16 protein-coding genes and 1 pseudogene are annotated in these 17434 nt (G+C 70.7%); 8 read left to right on the top strand and 9 right to left on the bottom strand.

The features are described from left to right. Positions 1-44: 44 nt before the first annotated feature. Genes BK819_RS10990 through BK819_RS10980 form a run of 3 tightly spaced genes read left to right on the top strand, consistent with a single transcriptional unit; the run spans position 45 to position 2752 of the window. Positions 45-1340 (top strand): L-fuconate dehydratase, encoded by a 1296-nt coding sequence (locus BK819_RS10990; RefSeq protein WP_071329407.1) that lies wholly within the window; start codon positions 45-47, stop codon positions 1338-1340. Beyond that, positions 1327-2295, top strand: a complete 969-nt coding sequence (locus BK819_RS10985; RefSeq protein WP_071329182.1) for an aldo/keto reductase — start codon at positions 1327-1329, stop codon at positions 2293-2295. Before BK819_RS10990 ends, BK819_RS10985 begins: the two co-directional genes overlap by 14 nt. Positions 2296-2320: 25 nt before the next feature. Then, positions 2321-2752: an RbsD/FucU family protein gene (locus tag BK819_RS10980; protein ID WP_071329181.1), complete on the top strand. Its 432-nt coding sequence runs from the start codon at positions 2321-2323 to the stop codon at positions 2750-2752. Positions 2753-2760: 8 nt separating this feature from the next. On the opposite strand, the gene BK819_RS10975 is transcribed toward BK819_RS10980, so the two are convergent. Further along, positions 2761-3459, bottom strand: a complete 699-nt coding sequence (locus tag BK819_RS10975; RefSeq protein ID WP_071329180.1) for an alpha/beta hydrolase — start codon at positions 3457-3459, stop codon at positions 2761-2763. A gap of 95 nt (positions 3460-3554) precedes the next feature. On the opposite strand from BK819_RS10975, the pseudogene BK819_RS16375 reads away from it, so the two are divergent. Then, a pseudogene (locus BK819_RS16375) lies at positions 3555-4475 on the top strand (AraC family transcriptional regulator); the annotation flags it as partial. A gap of 20 nt (positions 4476-4495) precedes the next feature. On the opposite strand, the gene BK819_RS17000 reads toward BK819_RS16375, so the two are convergent. Next, positions 4496-5533 (bottom strand): LacI family DNA-binding transcriptional regulator, encoded by a 1038-nt coding sequence (locus tag BK819_RS17000; RefSeq protein ID WP_071329177.1) that lies wholly within the window; start codon positions 5531-5533, stop codon positions 4496-4498. 188 nt (positions 5534-5721) lie between these two features. Between BK819_RS17000 and BK819_RS10955 the strand changes: the two genes are divergently transcribed. The 4 genes from BK819_RS10955 to BK819_RS10940 all read left to right on the top strand — a co-directional run bounded on the left by BK819_RS10955 (position 5722) and on the right by BK819_RS10940 (position 10443). Next, a complete protein-coding gene (locus BK819_RS10955; RefSeq protein ID WP_071329176.1) occupies positions 5722-6591 on the top strand; it encodes a sugar phosphate isomerase/epimerase in 870 nt (289 codons plus the stop codon). Between the two features lie 178 nt (positions 6592-6769). Continuing rightward, on the top strand, positions 6770-8272 hold the full coding sequence (locus BK819_RS10950; RefSeq protein ID WP_025105377.1) for a sugar ABC transporter ATP-binding protein: 1503 nt from the start codon (positions 6770-6772) through the stop codon (positions 8270-8272). Further along, the gene (locus tag BK819_RS10945) at positions 8272-9306 is read left to right on the top strand and encodes an ABC transporter permease (RefSeq protein WP_025105378.1); all 1035 of its coding nucleotides are present in this window, start codon (positions 8272-8274) and stop codon (positions 9304-9306) included. Before BK819_RS10950 ends, BK819_RS10945 begins: the two co-directional genes overlap by 1 nt. Before the next feature lie 135 nt (positions 9307-9441). Further along, a complete protein-coding gene (locus BK819_RS10940; protein WP_071329175.1) occupies positions 9442-10443 on the top strand; it encodes an ABC transporter substrate-binding protein in 1002 nt (333 codons plus the stop codon). Between the two features lie 558 nt (positions 10444-11001). On the opposite strand, the gene BK819_RS17080 is transcribed toward BK819_RS10940, so the two are convergent. From BK819_RS17080 to BK819_RS10905, 7 genes are all read right to left on the bottom strand, one after another. Beyond that, entirely contained in the window at positions 11002-11298 is a 297-nt protein-coding gene (locus BK819_RS17080) for a putative quinol monooxygenase (protein WP_071329174.1), read from the bottom strand. Positions 11299-11321: 23 nt separating this feature from the next. After that, positions 11322-12290 carry a phosphotriesterase gene (locus tag BK819_RS10930; RefSeq protein WP_071329173.1) on the bottom strand — a complete coding sequence of 323 codons (969 nt, stop codon included), beginning with the start codon at positions 12288-12290 and terminating at the stop codon, positions 11322-11324. Further along, the gene (locus tag BK819_RS10925) at positions 12290-13234 is read right to left on the bottom strand and encodes a shikimate dehydrogenase (RefSeq protein WP_071329172.1); all 945 of its coding nucleotides are present in this window, start codon (positions 13232-13234) and stop codon (positions 12290-12292) included. The genes BK819_RS10930 and BK819_RS10925 overlap by 1 nt, the downstream gene beginning before the upstream one ends. Next, positions 13231-14208, bottom strand: coding sequence for a phosphoglycerate dehydrogenase (locus tag BK819_RS10920; protein ID WP_256209447.1), 978 nt, complete (start codon positions 14206-14208; stop codon positions 13231-13233). Before BK819_RS10920 ends, BK819_RS10925 begins: the two co-directional genes overlap by 4 nt. Next, entirely contained in the window at positions 14208-15698 is a 1491-nt protein-coding gene (gene xylB, locus BK819_RS10915) for a xylulokinase (protein WP_071329171.1), read from the bottom strand. Before xylB ends, BK819_RS10920 begins: the two co-directional genes overlap by 1 nt. A 9-nt stretch (positions 15699-15707) precedes the next feature. Continuing rightward, positions 15708-16283: a glucose-6-phosphate isomerase family protein gene (locus BK819_RS10910; RefSeq protein WP_071329170.1), complete on the bottom strand. Its 576-nt coding sequence runs from the start codon at positions 16281-16283 to the stop codon at positions 15708-15710. 123 nt (positions 16284-16406) lie between these two features. After that, entirely contained in the window at positions 16407-17381 is a 975-nt protein-coding gene (locus BK819_RS10905; RefSeq protein ID WP_071329169.1) for an acetylxylan esterase, read from the bottom strand. Between the last annotated feature and the right edge of the window lie 53 nt (positions 17382-17434).

Genomic DNA, 17434 nt, shown 5'->3' with positions numbered 1-17434 from the left:
AGAGATCCGCGCGGAAGAATGACCCGCGCATGGAGAGGAACCCCGTGAGCCGTATCGTCGCCCTCGACACCACCGACATCCGCTTCCCCACGTCGCTGAGCCTGGACGGCTCCGACGCGATGAACCCGGACCCCGACTACTCCGCCGCGTACGTCGTCGTCCGCACGGACGCCGGCGACGGCATCGAGGGGCACGCCTTCGTCTTCACGATCGGCCGGGGCAACGATGTGCAGGTCGCCGCGATCGACGCGCTCGCCGGGCACCTCGTCGGGCGCGAGATCGAACCGCTCCTCGACGACATGGGCGGCACGTTCCGCGAGATCATCGGCGACTCGCAGCTCCGCTGGCTGGGCCCGGAGAAGGGCGTCATGCACATGGCCATCGGCGCGGTCGTCAACGCGCTGTGGGACATCAAGGCCAAGCGCGCAGGCCTGCCGCTCTGGCAGCTCCTCGCCCGGATGACCTCGGAGGAGCTCGTCGACCTCGTCGACTTCCGCTACCTCACCAACGCCCTCACCCGCGAGGAGGCGCTGGAGATCCTGCGCGCGGCGGAGCCCGGCCGGGCCGAGCGCGAGCAGCAGCTCCTCGCCACCGGCTACCCCGGCTACACGACCAGCCCCGGCTGGCTCGGCTACTCCGACGAGAAGCTCGAGCGCCTCGCCCGCGAGGCCATGGCCGACGGTTTCACGCAGATCAAGCTCAAGGTGGGCGCCGACCTGCAGGACGACATCCGCCGCTTCCGCAAGGCGCGCGAGGTGTGCGGGCCCGACTTCCCGATCGCGATCGACGCCAACCAGCGCTGGGAGGTATCCGAGGCCATCGAGTGGGTCAACGCGCTCGCCGAGTTCCATCCCGCCTGGATCGAGGAGCCCACGAGCCCCGACGACATCCTCGGCCACGCCGAGATCGCCCGCGGCGTCGCGCCCATCCGTGTCGCCACCGGTGAGCACGCGCAGAACCGGATGATCTTCAAGCAGCTCCTGCAGGCCGACGCGATCTCGGTCATGCAGATCGACGCCGTCCGCGTCGCGGGGGTCAACGAGAACATCGCCAACCTGCTGCTCGCGGCGAAGTTCGGCGTGCCGGTGTGCCCGCATGCCGGCGGCGTGGGGCTGTGCGAGGCCGTGCAGCACCTGTCGATGTTCGACTTCGTGGCCGTCTCCGGTACCCGCGAGGGCCGCCTGATCGAGTTCGTCGACCACCTGCACGAGCACTTCGTCGTGCCGACCGACATCCAGGGCGGCTCCTACATGGCCCCGACCGCGCCGGGTACGGGCATGGAGATGAAGGCCGACAGCATCGCGGAGTACACCTGGACGGGTGCGCATGTCCACGCCTGACCGCCTGACCGTCCCGACCCTCGGCTACGGTGCCGCGAACGTCGGCAACCTGTTCCGTGAGCTGTCCGACGATGACGCGTGGGCGGTGCTGGACGCGGCGTGGGAGAGCGGCATCCGCTTCTACGACACTGCCCCGCATTATGGCCTCGGCCTCTCCGAGCGCCGGCTCGGAGCCTTCCTGCAGACCAAGCCGCGGGACGAGTACGTGCTCTCGACCAAGGTCGGCCGTCTGCTCCGCCCGAACCCCGACCACGCCGGCGGCCTCGACACCGCGAACGACTTCCACGTGCCGGACGACCTGCAGCGCGTGTGGGATTTCTCGGCGGACGGCATCCGGACGAGCCTGGAGGAGTCACGCGAGCGGCTGGGCATCGAGCGCATCGACCTGCTCTATCTGCACGACCCGGAACGGCACGACCTCGACCTCGCGCTCGCCGAGGCCCTTCCCGCCCTGGAGCAGCTGCGCGCGGACGGCGAGGTGACCGCGATCGGCATCGGCTCGATGGTCTCGGAGGCTCTGGCGGCATCCGTGCGCTCCGCCGACCTCGACCTCGTGATGGTGGCCGGCCGGTACACGCTGTTGGAGCAGCCCGCCGCGGTCGACGTGCTGCCCGCGTGCCGGGAGACCGGGACGGGGATCGTCGCGGCGTCGGTGTTCAACTCCGGGCTCCTCGCCTCGAACGAGCCGCGACGGGATGGCCGCTACGAGTACGGGCAGCTCCCCGACGAGCTGTGGGACCGGCTCGTGCGCATCGCCGCCGTGTGCGCCGATCACGATGTGCCCCTGCCGGCCGCCGCGATCCGGTTCCCGCTGCAGGCCGACGTCGTGCGCTCCGTGGTGGTCGGCGGCAGTCGACCCGCGCAGCTCCGGCAGAACGCCGAGTACGCTGCCCGGGAGATCCCGCCGGCCCTGTGGGAGAACCTCGCGGCCGAGGGCCTCATCCCCGCCTCCTGACCTCCGTCCACCGAGAGGAGCCGTCGTGCTCGAAGGAATCCACCCGCTGCTGACCGGGGAGCTGCTGCTGCATCTCGACCGGATGGGGCACTCCGACGCCGTGGTCGTCGCCGACGCGCACTTCCCGGCCTGGGGCCTCGGGGCGCGCGTGGTCGATCTTCCCGGCACCACGACGCCCGCGGTCGTCGCGGCCATCCGCAGCGTGCTGCCGCTCGACGATGCGCCGGGCCTCGACCTGATGACCTCGGCCGACGGCGAGGTGCTCGACGTGCAGCGCGAACTCATGGCCGCCGCCGGCACGGAACTCGACACCACGCGCTTCGTCGAGCGCTTCGCGTACTACGAGGTCGCGAAGGAGGCGTACCTCATGGTGCGCACGGGCGAGACGCGCAAGTACGGCAACGCACTGCTCCGGAAGGGCGTGGTCGGTCACCCTTCCGTGGCAGCGCGCGCCTGAGTGGGAGCCTACGAAGCAGTAGTCGCGCGAGCCGCCTCCTCGATCAGGTCGACGACCGCGACCGGCTGCGACGCGAGAGAGGCATGGCTCGCCGACAGTTCGACGATGGCACGCGGGTTCATCCGGGCAGCCATCCGGCGCTCGTTATCGGGGTCGATCATGCGGTCCGCGGTGGAGACCTGATACCACGTCGGCTTGACCTTCCAGGCGGGGGCGGAGATGGCGTCGGCGAACGTCGAGCCCTGAGGCGCCTTCTGTGTGACCGCCATGACGAGGGCCTCGTCCGCGGGAAGGTCCTGGGCGAAGCTCGCGTGGAACCGATCCTTGGCGATCCAGAGGTAACCGTCCGAATCCGGTGCGATGGCGTCGACGGCGGCGGGAGGGTGCTCCTCGGTGATCTGCCCGGCGCTTTCCCCGGCGTCCGGTGCGAAGGCCGCGATGTAGACGAGTCCGACGACCTGGGGAAGATCCCCGGCCTCGGTGATCACCGCTCCGCCGTACGAATGTCCGACCAGGAGCACGGGTCCGTCGATCTGCCGCACCATCTGGACTGTGCGCTCCGCGTCCGCGGCAAGGGATGTGAGGGGGTTCTCCACGGCGTGAACGTCGGTGAATCCACGTCGGTCCAGTTCTACGATGACCTTCGCCCAGTGGGCGGCGCCTCCCCAGAACCCGTGGACCAGAACGATCGCCGGCTTGTCGGTCATGCTCATCTCCTGTCGTCGTGGCGGCCGTCGGACCGCCCCCTGTCAACCCCGCCCGGGGTCACGACGAGGTTACGGTGGACGCAGGAGCAGAAACCATGACCCATCCACTCGAAGAACATGCCCATCCTGCATCCCCGGACGCAGTCCAAGAACTCGACGTGTTGTCCGAGGTGCTCCAGCAGTCGCGGCTGCGAGGCGATGGAGCGGAATGGCTCCACCCCGAGATGCCGTTCCGCATCGCTCTTCCCGGCACTGCGACCAGCCTCTACTTCATCCTGGGCGAGGGGCTCATCCTGCAGGTCCCCGGACAGCGGGATTTGCCCGTCGCCCCTTCCGACATCGTGCTCGTCCGGCGCGGACTTCCCCATGTCCTGTCGTCCGTCGGTGCCTCGGCGCCGGCGCGCCCGCTCCGTCCCGACGACCGTCCGAGCGTCGAGGCACCGATCGGCCGCGGCTGGATCACCGGATACCTCCGTGGCGAATGCGGGGAGTCGGATCAGCTCGAGGCTGCGCTCCCCGCCGTGGTGCACATCCCACGCTCCGCGCCGGAGAACGAGTGGATCATGGTCAGCGAGCGCCTTCTGCTCGCGGAGATCCGGAGGCGCGGACCAGGGTCGCAGGCGATGATCTCGCGCATCCTCGACCTCGTCTTCATCCACGCGCTGCGGCGCTGGGCGAGTGGAGAGAACGGCGAGCGCGGCTGGTTGGCGAGCGCTCTCGACGAGCGCCTCTCCCCGGCGCTGTCCGCCATGCACGGACGTCTCGAGCATGCGTGGACGGTGGCAGAGCTCGCCGCGCTCACGCACCAGTCGCGGTCGGCGTTCGCGCATCGCTTCACCGCGCTCGTCGGTCGGCCTCCCCTGGCCTATCTCGCGGAGCGCCGAATGACAGCGGCGCAGCGTCTGCTCGCTGCGACGGCCATGCCGATCGGTGAGGTCGCCGGTGCCGTCGGCTTTACATCGGAGCCGGCATTCTCCCGGGCCTTCCGCCGCCGCTTCGGGCAGGCGCCGCTGGCGTGGCGTCGCCAGGCGCGGTCTCAGGCGGTGAACCCCTCCGGAGGGACGGAACGCGATGAGCGCCCGACGGTCGACTCCCGCACGACGAGCTCGGCGGGGAACGGCGTGGGTGCCGGAGGCGCAGCGGTCGGATCGGCGAGGAGCTGCAGCAGCGCGGCCCCGGCGGCGCGACCGATCTCGTAGCCGGGCTGCCGCACGCTCGTCAGCGGCACCACGCTCTGATGTGCGGCGGCCACGTCGTCGAAGCCGACGAGGGCGATCTCCTCCGGCACCCGGATGCCGTGGCGGAGCAGCTGCGTCAGCACGCCGAGGGCCACCCCGTCGTTCGCGGCGAAGACCGCGTCCGGGCGCTCATCCGCGGGAAGCCCCGCCAGGTGCGCCCCGGCCCGGAGGCCGTCTTCGGTCGTCAGATGCTCGACATCGAGGACGGAGACGCGGGCGTCGGTCCCCGCCACCGCGTCGCGCAGCCCGGCGAGGCGATCGTTCGACTGGCTCACCGTCGGGGCTCCGAGGAACAGGATGCGGCGACGGCCGAGGGAGACCAGGTGCTCGCCGGCGAGCCGCCCACCGCCGCGGTCGTCGAAGGTGACCGCGGCGACGGAGGGCGAATCGCGGATGGGGCCGACGACCACCGCGCGGATCCCGCGCGTCGCGAGCTGTTCCAGCCGCGGCACGACATCTCCATGCGGGTAGATCACGATGCCCTGCACCCGGTGGGCCTCGAACATGTCGATGTTCTGCTCCTCGCGAGCGGCATCGCGGGCGCTGTCGCTGAAGAAGAGCGACCAGCCGCCCTCACGGGCCACGTCGTCGACGCCGCGGGACAGGTCGTTGAAGTAGGGCAGCCAGGCGTCGAGGAGGATGAGGGCGAGGGCCTTGCTCGATCCCGCGCGGAGCTGGCGGGCCGACTCGTTCGGCACGAAGCCGAGCTCGGCGATCGCCGCCCGCACCCGCTCCCGGCTGGCGGCCCCGAGGACGTGCGGGTGGTTGAGGTAGTTCGACACGGTCGATGCCGAGACCCCCGCGAGAGCCGCGACATCCTTCACGCTCGCGGCCATGGGCCTCCTTCGGCGATGGGACCGCAGGCGTGCGGCCGGATGAGGCCCAGGCTAGCGGAGGACTTGTAACGTGCCAAGAAAGTTCTTGACACGTCCGCGGAGGGCGACGTAGCGTGACTCGCACAGCGGACTTGTAACGTGCCAAGTCCGTGCGGCGACGGTGCCGGACACCCGCCGGAGGAGCGTTCATGAACATCGGCTGCCACGGACTCGTCTGGACGGGGACCTTCGACGCGGACGGCATCCGGCTCGCGGTGGAGAAGACGAAGCACGCGGGCTTCGACCTCATCGAGTTCCCGCTCATGGACCCGTTCTCGTTCGACGTCGCTGCCGCCCGGGCCGCCCTCGCGGAGCACGGACTCGCGGTCAGCGCCTCGCTCGGGCTCTCCGACGAGACCGACATCACGAGCGGGGACCCTGCCGTGGTCGCCGCGGGGGAGGCCCTCCTGCTCCGCGCGGTCGACGTGCTCGCCGAGCTCGGCGGTACGCACTTCTGCGGGGTGATCTACAGCGCCATGAAGAAGTACATGGATCCGGTGACGCCGGAGGGTCTGGCGTCGAGCCGTCGCACCATCGCGCGCGTCGCCGATCACGCCGCCGCGCGCGGAGTCTCGGTCTCGCTGGAGGTCGTGAACCGGTACGAGACCAACGTGCTGAACACCGCTCGGCAGGCGCTGGCGTACCTCGGCGAGGTCGACCGCCCGAACCTCGGGATCCACCTGGACACGTACCACATGAACATCGAGGAGTCGGATATGTTCGCGCCGGTGCTCGACGCGGCCCCGGCCCTGCGGTACGTGCACATCGGCGAGAGCCACCGCGGCTATCTCGGCACCGGGACGGTCGACTTCGACACGTTCTTCAAGGCGCTCGGACGCATCGGCTACGACGGCCCCATCGTGTTCGAGTCGTTCTCCTCGGCCGTGGTGGCGCCCGACCTCAGCCGCATGCTCGGCATCTGGCGCAACCTCTGGACCGACAACGACGAGCTGGGTACGCACGCGAACGCGTACATCCGCGACAAGCTCGTCGCCGTCGACTCGATCCGCCTCCATTGACGCCGGGCGGCGGTTCGAGACCAAGATGTTATTACAGGTCTTCCCTCGCCGCCGATCGTTAGATACATTTAGATACAACTTGCACTGACCCGGGTGCAGGTCGCAGAATTGATCCGATGTTTACGGCGGAACGGTCCGCCGCAATCGCGACAGAACCTTCAAGGAAGCAGGTGAGCGCATGAGTGGACCCATCCTGAGGGTCGAGGGGATCAGCAAGGGATTCCCCGGTGTCCAGGCGCTGAAGGACGTGCATCTCGAGGTGCGCGCCGGCGAGGTGCTCGTGCTCGTGGGTGAGAACGGTGCCGGCAAGTCCACCCTGATGAAGATCCTCTCCGGGATCTACACCAAGGACGAGGGCACGATCACGTTCGAGGGGCAGGAGGTCGAGCTCACCAGCCCGCTGCAGGCGCAGGAGCTGGGGATCACGATCATCCACCAGGAGCTCAACCTGATGCCCGACCTCACGGTCGCGCAGAACATCTACGTCGGCCGCGAGCCCACGACGGGCCCGTTCCTGTCGGAGCGGAAGCTCAACCGGCAGACGGCGGAGCTGCTGCAGCGCCTCGACATCCACCTCGACCCGCGCCAGCGCGTGGGCGAGCTGACGGTGGCCGAGCAGCAGATGGTCGAGATCGCCAAGGCGCTGTCCTTCAACGCCAAGGTCCTCATCATGGACGAGCCGACGTCGGCCCTCACCGACAGCGAGGTCGAGACCCTCTTCGTCCTCATCGAGCAGCTCAAGGCCCGCGGCACCGGCATCGTGTACATCTCGCACCGCATGGACGAGCTGCGCCGCCTGGCGGACCGGGTGACCGTGCTCCGCGACGGCACATACATCGGATCACTCGACAAGTCCGAGATCACGATCCCGACGATCATCGAGATGATGGTTGGCCGCGTGATCGACGAGGGCACCCGCCCGCAGGCGCGGGAGCACCTCAACGACCCGATCGTGCTCGACGTGCAGGGGCTCTCCACGCGGAAGCTCCTCAAGGACGTGTCGTTCCAGCTGCACAAGGGCGAGATCCTCGGATTCGCCGGCCTCATGGGCGCCGGCCGCACCGAGACCGCCCGTGCCGTCATCGGCGCGGACCACCGCGACGGCGGCACGATCACGATCGGCGGGCGCACCGTCCGCATCGCGCAGCCCGCGGACGCGGTCAAGCACGGCGTCGGCTACCTCTCCGAGGACCGCAAGCTGCTCGGCCTCATGCTCGAGCAGGACGTCACCTTCAACACCGTGCTCGCGTCGCTCGGCTCCTACGCCAACGGCATCGGCTGGATGGGCGACAGCAAGGCCAAGAACCGCACCAAGGAGTACGTCCAGCAGCTGCGGGTGAAGACCCCCTCGGTCAACCAGGTCGTCAAGCTCCTCTCCGGAGGGAACCAGCAGAAGGTCGTCATCGCCCGGTGGCTGATGCGCGACTGCGACATCCTCATCTTCGACGAGCCGACGCGAGGCATCGACGTCGGCGCGAAGGAGGAGATCTACCGCCTCATGCAGCAGCTCGCCGACGCGGGCAAGTCCATCATCGTCATCTCGTCGGAGCTCCCCGAGATCCTCCGGGTCGCGAACCGCATCGCCGTGTTCGCGAACGGCCGCATCACCGGGACGCTCCGCAACGAGGAAGCCAGCCAGGAGAAGATCATGCAACTCGCAGCCCACGGGGAGGAAGACTGATGAGCACCCCACAGCAGTCCGGATCGTCGACGACGACGATCATCCAGACGGCCGTCAACGAGGACACCGACAAGCGCGACGTCGCCGGGTTCCTCAAGCGGCAGTTCCAGCAGTCGCTCGCGTTCGGCACCCTGATCGTCCTGGTCATCTTCTTCTCGATCGCCAGCCCGAACTTCTTCACCTTCAGCAACATCGCCACGGTGCTGCTGTCGACCGCGGTCATCGGCATCCTCGCCCTCGGCACGACGTTCGTCATCATCACGGGCGGTATCGATCTGTCGATCGGCACCGGCATGGCGCTCTGCGCCGTGATGACGGGCGTCCTCATCACCAACCTGGGCCTGCCGGTGTGGGTGGGCGTGCTCGGCGGCATCGCGACCGGTGTGCTCATGGGTCTGGTGAACGGCGTCAACATCACGTTCCTGCGGCTGCCTCCGTTCATCGCGACGCTGGCGATGATGATGATCGCCGGCGGCCTCGCCCTCGTCATCTCGAACGTCGCGCCGATCTACTTCTCGACCTCGGCTCCCGACTTCAAGAAGATCGCGCTCGGCGTGCTCATCCCCGGCATCCCGAACGCGGTGCTCATCACCGCGGCCCTCGCGATCGTCGCCTGGCTCGTGCTGTCGAAGACGCTGCTCGGCCGCTACACCTTCGCGATCGGGTCGAACGAGGAGGCCACGCGCCTCTCCGGCGTCAACACCCGCCGCTGGACGATCCTCATCTACATGTTCGCCGGCGCCTTCACCGGCATCGCGGGCATCGTGATCGCCGCCCGCCTCGACTCGGCGCAGCCGCAGATCGGCACCGGCTACGAGCTGCAGGCCATCGCGGCAGTGATCATCGGCGGCACCTCGCTGCTCGGCGGCCGCGGCTCGATCCTCGGAACCGTGATCGGTGCGCTCATCATGAGCGTCCTCGTCAACGGCCTCCGGATCATGTCGATCCAGCCCGAGTGGCAGAACATCGTCGTCGGCGTCGTCGTCCTGCTGGCCGTCTTCCTCGACTCGCTGCGCAACCGCCAGCGGACCTGAGACACGGCGGCGGCGAAACCCGTGCCCGCCGCCGTCCCCGGCTCCGGCCGGAACCCGCGGAAACCCTCCGCACAGGCACCACGAATGTCCACCCGCCGGTCCTGGCCGGCACCCACACAGAACAACGGAGTTTCCATGAAATTCGGCAAGAAGACCGCATTCGCGGCACTCGTGGCCGCATCCGCGCTCGTGTTCGCCGGCTGTGCCGGCGGCGGCGACGTGATCGAAGAGGGCTCGGGTGGCGACACCGGCAGCAGCGACGGCGAGATGTACATCGCCATGGTCTCGAAGGGCTTCCAGCACCAGTTCTGGCAGGCCGTCAAGAAGGGCGCGGAGGAGAAGGCCCAGGAGCTGGGCGTCAAGATCACCTTCGAGGGCCCGGCCGCCGAGACCGAGATCGCGCAGCAGCTCGAGATGCTGACCGCCGCGATCGACAAGAACCCGGACGCCATCGCCTACGCCGCCCTCGACCCCGAGGCGTGCGTCGCCCCGCTCGAGCAGGCGAAGTCGAAGGACATCCCCGTCGTCTACTTCGACGCCCCGTGCAACGGCGACGTCGGACTCAGCCTCTCCGCGACGGACAGCAAGGTCGCCGGCGCACTGGCGGCCGAGCACATGGCCGAGCTGATCGGCGGCGAGGGCGAGGTCGCCATCGTCGGCCACTCGCAGATCAACTCGACGGGTGTCGAGCGTCGCGACGGCTTCGTCGAGAAGATCGAGGCAGACTACCCCGACATCGAGATCGTCGACATCCAGTACGGTGACGGCGACCACCTGAAGTCGGCCGACATCGCCAAGACGCTCATCGCGGCCCACCCCGACCTCAAGGGCATCTACGGCACCAACGAGGGCTCGGCCATCGGCGTCGTGAACGCCGTGAACGAGCTCGGCCTCGAGAAGGGCAAGATCACCATCGTCGGCTTCGACTCCGGTGCGGCCCAGATCAACGCCATCAAGGACGGCACCATGGCCGGCGCCATCACGCAGGACCCGATCGGCATCGGCGCCCAGGTCGTGCAGGCGGCCTACGACGCGGCCAACGGCGACGACGTCGAGGAGTTCTACGACACCGGTTCCTACTGGTACGACAAGAACAACATCGACGACGACAAGATCGCCGCGGTCCTCTACGAGTGACCCGCACGGCGGAGCCCCTCGCCTTCGGGCGGGGGGCTTCGTCGTGTGTGGGGAACTCCGGCTCCGGGTCCGTGGTCCGTGGGTCCGGCTGCACGATCCCGGGGCGACTGCACGATCGGATCCCCGGTTTCCTCGTGCACCCGCGTCGGGGTCGTGCAGACGAACCGGGTCCGGAGTCGGGTGGGGTCTCGGCCTGGGCCTGGGAGGGGACCGATGCGTGGCCGGATGCACGACGTGGGGACCGATGTGTGGCCGGAGTGGTAGTTCGGTCGTGCAGTCGTGACGGGGTCGTGCAGGTGAAACCGGATGGCCGAGGGGAGCCGTTCGGGGCAGGGACGGTCAGCCCGAGGGGACCGTCCCCGGATGACGGGCGGGACGACGAGGGACGGATGCACGGCCGGGGGACGGGCGCACGACGCGGCGGCCCGAATGGGCGTGCGGGCGTCGCGGGGTCGTGCAGGTGAAACGGGGAGACGGGGACGGGGAGACGGAGAGGCGGAGAGACGGAGAGGCGGAGAGACGGAGATGCGGAGAGGGAGAGAAGGGGGGAGGAGGGGGTCAGAGGGGGCGGAGGAAGGTGAGGATCGAGGTGGGCTCGACGATGAGTTCCTGCAGGGCGGCGTTGAAGGGGATGCCGGCGGGCGCGTGCAGGTGGGCCTGGAAGGCGTCCTCGTCGCGGTAGACCTCGTAGACGAAGAAGCGGTCAGGGTCGTCGACGAGGCGGTGGGCGTCGAAGACGATGTTGCCCTCCTCGGCGCGGACCACCTCGGCGAAGTCCCGCAGCAGCGCGGCGACCTGGTCGGCGGCTCCCGGCTGCGCGGTGAAGACGGCGTGGAGGACGGTGGGTTCGGGCATGACGACTCCTCGGGTTCGGGTGATCAGGTGCGGAGGGCCAGGAAGCGCGCCGGCGTGGTCACGAGCATCCGGTGCACGGCGTCGTCGCCCACGGCCTCGCGAAGCCGCGGAAGGTAGCGGTCGCCGAGGTAGGCGAGACCCGGCATGCCGCCGTAGGCGATGTACCGGGTGCGCCGGGCGACGTCGCCCCCGAGCAGGATCCGGTCGCCGACTCCTCGCTCCACCACGGCGACTGTGAGGGCCAGCAGCTCGGCGTCGGAGCGGGTGCGCGGGCGGGCGAAGCCGTCGTACCCGAGGTGGGCACCGCGCTCGGCCAACGCGACGTGCAGACCGGGATCGGGGTCGCGGTCGGCGTGGGCCAGCACGACGCGCTCCGCCGGCACCCCCTCGGCGCCCAGCAGATCGAGGACCTCGTGGGCCGCGGTGCCGAACTCCAGATGCACCATGACGGGGGCTCCGGTCTCCCGGTGCGCCTGAGCCACGGCGACGAGGGTCGTGCGCTCGAATGGACTGAGGCGCCAGTAGTCGGCCCCGCCCTTGAGCATGCCGGCGCGCACCGGCTGCCCATCGGGACCCGCCGCGAGGGGTACCTCGGGCGTCTCGAACACCGCGGCGTCGTCCGCCGGCATTCCCCGCGTGAGGTCGGACACGAACAGGGCGGCGAGGCGGTCGGCGCCCCACACCTGCATCGGATGATCGGCGCCGTAGTGCGCCTCGCGGTGCCGACCCGTCGTGGCGACCACGTGCAGTCCGGTCGCGGCGCTGATGCGGGCGACGGCGGCCGGGTCGCGCCCGAGGCCGAACGGGGTGGCGTCGACCATGGCCTCGAAGCCGCTCGCCCGCAGCAGACCGGCCTCCTCGCCGGACGCGGCCTCGTCGTCGAGCTCGTCCCCGACCAGCAGCGGCGACACCTGGAAGAGGTGCTCGTGGTAGTCCACGCGCCCGAGCCGCGACGGGTCGAGATCGCCGAGGACGGTCCGCACGGCGGGCATCAGCGCACCGACTCCGCGGCCTCCGCGAGGCGCTCGACGGTCTCGGGCGTGAGGTCGAGGTCGAACACGTCCGCCACGACCTGCGACCAGCCGTGGATGAAGTACCGCCAGCCGTCGACCACGTGCAGCGCGCGATCGTCCTCCTGGGCTTCGGCCTGGTGCAGGAACTCCAGCGAGCCGCGGTAGTTGAACTCCCACACGTACGCGCCCTCGGGGAACACGACGGCGTCGGTCAGCGGGGAGCCTGGGCGGTCCTTGCCGAGCCCGGTGGCGTTCGCGATGACCGATCCCGCGGGCGCGGCGGCGACCAGGGCGTCGGCCTCCTCCGGTGTCTCGGTGACGACGTAGCGGAGGAGTCCCTCGGGGGTGCCGTGCTGGCGGTGCACCTCGCGGAGGTGGTCGAGCTTGTCCTGCGTGCGCGCGGTGACGGTGATGAGGGCCGGGGCATCCTCCCGCTCGGCGAGGGCCCAGCTCAGCGCGGTGCCCGATCCGCCCGCACCCAGGATCACGACCTCGGCCCCGGTGCGCGCGAAGTGGTCGGCGGGGAGGAAGTCGCGCAGCGCCAGGTCGACCGTGATCGGGTCCTTCGCACGGCCGGACAGCGTGGACCCGCGCTTGGCGATGCTGGAGACCTCGGCGCAGGACACGGCGAACGGGTCGAGCTCGTCGAACAGGTCGGACGCCGCCGCGTACACGTTCATCTTGTGCGTGGTGACCAGCGCGCCGCGGTGGTGCGGGTCGTCGCGGATCTGCTCGACCATGGCGCGGTACTGCGCGGGGTCGGCATCCATCGGCAGGTCGTGGCCGACGAGGGTCCGGGTGGGGAGGCCGAGGATGTCGGCCCACAGCGGGAACACCTTCATGATCGACGACGAGGCGGTGGTGACGCCGACGAAGCCCATGTAGTCGGCGGTGGCGGGGGCGGACGTCGCTGCGGTGGTCATCGGTTCTCCTCGGGGGCGGACGCGGGGACGGAGACGAGGTGGGCGGGGTCGGCGCCGCGGAGGACGGCGATCACGTCGTCGAGGGACAGCGCCCCCATGTTGTCGACGGCCTGGGTGGTCTGGGCGCCGAGGTGCGGGGTGACGATGACACGGTCGGCGAGGTCCGCGGCGAGCAGGGGGCTGTCGTGCGCGGCGGTGTCGCCGTCGAGCGTGTCGGCCGCGTACCCGGCGAGGATGCCGTCGCGGAGCGCGTCGGCCACGGCCTGCTCGTCCACGAGGTCGCCGCGGGCGGTGTTGACGAGCACGGTCCCCGGTCGCATCCCGGAGAGGCGGTCGGCGTCGACGAGCTGCTGCCCGCCGGGGGCGTGCAGGGTGATCACATCGGCGGTGCGGAACAGGTCGTCGAGGTCGACGGGTTCGGCGCTGCGGTCCCGCACGAGGTCGGCGGGCAGGAACGGGTCGGAGGCGAGCAGCCGCGGACCGAACCCGCCCAGTCGCCGCGCGACCCCCTGGCCGATCCGCCCGAAGCCGACGATGCCGACGGTCGCGGCCCCGAGCTCCCGCCCGCGGCGCACACTCCAGTCGCCGTTCCGCACGCGGCGGTCGCCGTCCGGGATGGTGCGCAGGGCGGCGAGCATGAGGCCGACCGCGTGGTCGGCGACCGCATCCGCGTTCGCGCCCGGGGTGTTCGTGACCGGGATACCGCGGTCGCGCGCCGCCGTGAGGTCCACCGCCTCCGTGCCGACCCCGTAGCGCGCCACGACCTTGAGCTTCGGGCCGGCAGCGAGGTGCGCGTCGGTGACCGGTCCGGTGCCGGCGATCCAGGCGTCGGCGCCGTGCAGCAGCACGCCCAGCTCGTCGAGGTCGTGGTGGGCCGGCCCGCGGAGGATGCGGTGTCCGGCCTGCGCGGCGCGTCCGACCAGGTCGAGGTCGCCGTCCGAGAAGGAGCGGCTCGTGACGAGGATGACGCCCATCAGCGGGGCCTTCCCGCGAACCACGGCGCGAGCGCCGTGTACGAGTCGGTGAAGCGGGCGTGGCGCTCGGCGTAGACCGCATGCCGGGACGGATCGGGCGTGAACTCGGCGGTGACCTCACTGAGCGCCCGGGCGGCAGAGAAGTCGGTGAGACCGAGGCCGACGGCTCCCGTGACCGCGGCACCGAGGCTGTTCGCCTCCTCCACGATCGTGCGGCGTCGCACCGGCACGCCCCACACGTCGGCGAGGACGGCGAGGTAGACGTCGCTCTGCGCCCCGCCGCCGACGGCGTCGATGCGGTCGATCGTCGCGCCGGCCTCCCGGAACGCCTGGATGCAGGTGAGGAGGTTGAACGCCGTCCCCTCCAGGACCGCGCGCACGAGGTGGGCCCGCCCGTGGTGGCGGGCGAGGCCGACGAAGGCCCCGCGCGCATCCGGGTCCCACAGCGGGGAGCGCTCGCCGAGCAGGTAGGGGAGGAAGTAGAGGTCGTCGGTGTCGATGTCGCTCGCGGCCTCGGCGACGAGGCGCCCCGTCTCGGGGTGCGCGGGGTCGACGGAGAGGGCTTCGGCGATCCACTGCACCGAGGCGCCGCCGGCCTGCATGGTCGCGGTCGGCACGAAGGACGCGGGGACGACGTTGTCGAACGTGAAGGTCCGCATCGCGGGGTCGTGCAGCGGGGCGTCCGCCGCGAAGGAGATCCACGAGGAGGTGCCGAGGCACACGTAGGCGCCGTCCTCCGGGGCCACGACGCCGGAGCCGACCGCGGCGAGCGGTCCGTCGCCCCCGCCCATCACGACCTGGACGCCCGTGTGCAGTCCGAGCGCCTCGGCCGCGGCGGGCGTGAGCGGTCCCGCGATCTGCGTCGACTCCAGGATCTCGGGGAACAGGGCGGGGTCCAGCCGCGCCGCGGCGAGGATCTCCGGGGACCACGTGCCCGCGACCTGGTCGTAGGCGTTGGTGCCGGACGCGTCCGAGCGGTCCGTGGCGAGCCGCCCGGTCAGCCGCAGCACGATGAAATCCTTGGCGACGCACACCCGGCGCACGCGCTCCCACACCTCGGGTTCGTTGTCGCGCACCCACATGATCTTCTCGATCGAGTAGGTGGGGTTCAGACGGTGGCCGAGGATCCCGTAGGCGCGCTCGGCGCCGACCGCCGCCTCGAGCTCGCGCTGCTGGACGCCGGCGCGGGTGTCGGCCCAGATGATGGCCGGTCGTGCGGGCTCGCCGTCGGCGTCGAGCAGCACGGCGCCCATCATCTGTCCGCTGACCACGAGGCCGGCGACCTCCGCAGCGGCGGTGCCGGTGCGCGAGAGGAGGTCGCGGGTCGCCGTGACGACCGCGTGCCACCAGTCGGCCGGGTCCTGCTCGGCGACGCCGCCCGCCGCGAAGTGGGCCGGGTAGGGCACGGTGACCGCGGCGATCAGGCGGCCGTCGTCGTGGTGCAGGGACGCCTTGTTCCCGGTGGTACCGAGGTCGTGGGCGATGATCATGGCCGGAGCCTATTCCGCGTAGGGGCGCAGGTCGACGCCGGACTCCGCGCGGAACGCCCGCGAGCCCATGCCGTGCTCCAGCACCCAGCCGTAGTCGTGGCCGGCGCCGCCGGGGTACACGGCGAGGAAGGAGTACGGCTCGTCCCCCGTGTTCACGGAGCGGTGCGCCCAGCCCGGCGGGATGTAGCCGATGGTGCCCGGGAGCATGTCGAGCCATTCGGTGCGCTCGCCGTCGAACATGAGCAGCCCGCCGCGGCCGTGCAGCGCGAGGTAGATCTCGCCCTGGTGGTCGGGGTGCTGGTGGCCCTTGGTCATCCAGAGCTCGCCGCCCGTGTCGCCGGGCATGATCGTGGTGATCGACTGCGGCAGCTCCCGCTCGATCTCGGGGACCGGGGAGCTGACGACCGTGTAGACGATCGGGTCGTCGCCCGCGGCGGCGGTCGCCCACGCGTCGTGGTCGCGGAACAGGCCCTCGAGGTCGGACATCCGCCGGGTCAGCGTGGGGCCTTCGGGGGAGAGCGTCAGCTTCTCGGCGTCCAAGGCGATCGCCATCGGGGAGATCGGCGGGGTCTGGTACTCGGGCATCCATGCTCCTCGAAACGGGTGCTGCGTCGTCGCGCAACCTGTAATGACAAGCTTACTGTACCTGTTATGACAGGTTGCGTCCAGTGCTCTCCTGCGCGGAGGAGGACGCGCGCGCGACGGGCGTCAGCCGGCGAGCACGCGCTCCAGGTGCGCGCGCCCGCCGCGGATGGCGCTCGCCGTCACCTCCGCCGACCCCGGGTACTCGGCGTGACCGGCGGGAAGCACTGCCAGGTCGAGGTCACGGGCCCCGGCGGCGACCGCGAACTGCCCCTGCGGCGGCACGTACTGGTCCCACAGGGCCGCCTCCACGCGGACCGGCACCTCCGTGAACCCGATCGCGGTGGAGGAGTCGAACCAGCGCAGCACTTCGCGGGCCTCGGGGTGGCGCTGCACGTGCTGACGCACGGTCTCCCCGCTCCCCAGGCAGGGCACCGCCAGCCGCTCGTCGTACTGGCCGAAGCTCGGCACGATGAGGGTGGCCCCCACGAACCGGTCGTCCCACGGCAGGGCGAGCGCGCCGATGCCGCCGCCGAAGCTCTCTCCGACGTAGTAGAGAGGAAACGCCCCGACGACCGAGACGAGGACGTCGGCCGCCAGCCACAGGTCACGCGCGCAGAGGCCGAGCACGTAGCGCTCCGGATCGTCGATGCCCGCGAGCACGTGTTCCGGGGTCGGCTCGGGTGCACCCACACCGGCGTTCAGCACGCCGAGCCCGCGGGCGACGGGATAGATCGCCGCGACGTCGTCCGGCACCCGGGCGAGATCGACCGCCTCCCGACCCCCGTAGCCGTGCCCGTGCACGACCCCGGCGCGGGGAGGGCCGTCGAGGGGCTCGACCACCCAGGCCCGCAGCCGTACACCGTCGACGCCGGCATGCTCGACGACGGACACCCGGCGTCCCTGCTCCTCGGAGGTGGAGAGGACGACGGGGGCGGCGTCCATCGCGGCCGCCTCGCGCCGCCAGCGCCGCCAGCGGTCGGCGAACCCGGGCGGCGCGGGTACCGGCCGGGCAGCACGGAGGTCGGCTTCGGTCCGCCCATAGCTGCCGTCGAACGCGGCATCGGGGAACCAGGTGGCGTAGGGCTCGGGGAAGGTCATGCGGGCTGAGGGATCCTGTTCCGGGAGTGGGACGGGCGGGGGTGCGTGGCAGA

Source organism: Microbacterium sp. LCT-H2, from assembly GCF_001866135.1.
In the GTDB taxonomy this organism is placed as follows: domain Bacteria; phylum Actinomycetota; class Actinomycetes; order Actinomycetales; family Microbacteriaceae; genus Microbacterium.
The sequence above is the reverse complement of the archived record's forward strand: the minus strand, read 5'-3'. Positions and strand labels throughout refer to the sequence as shown.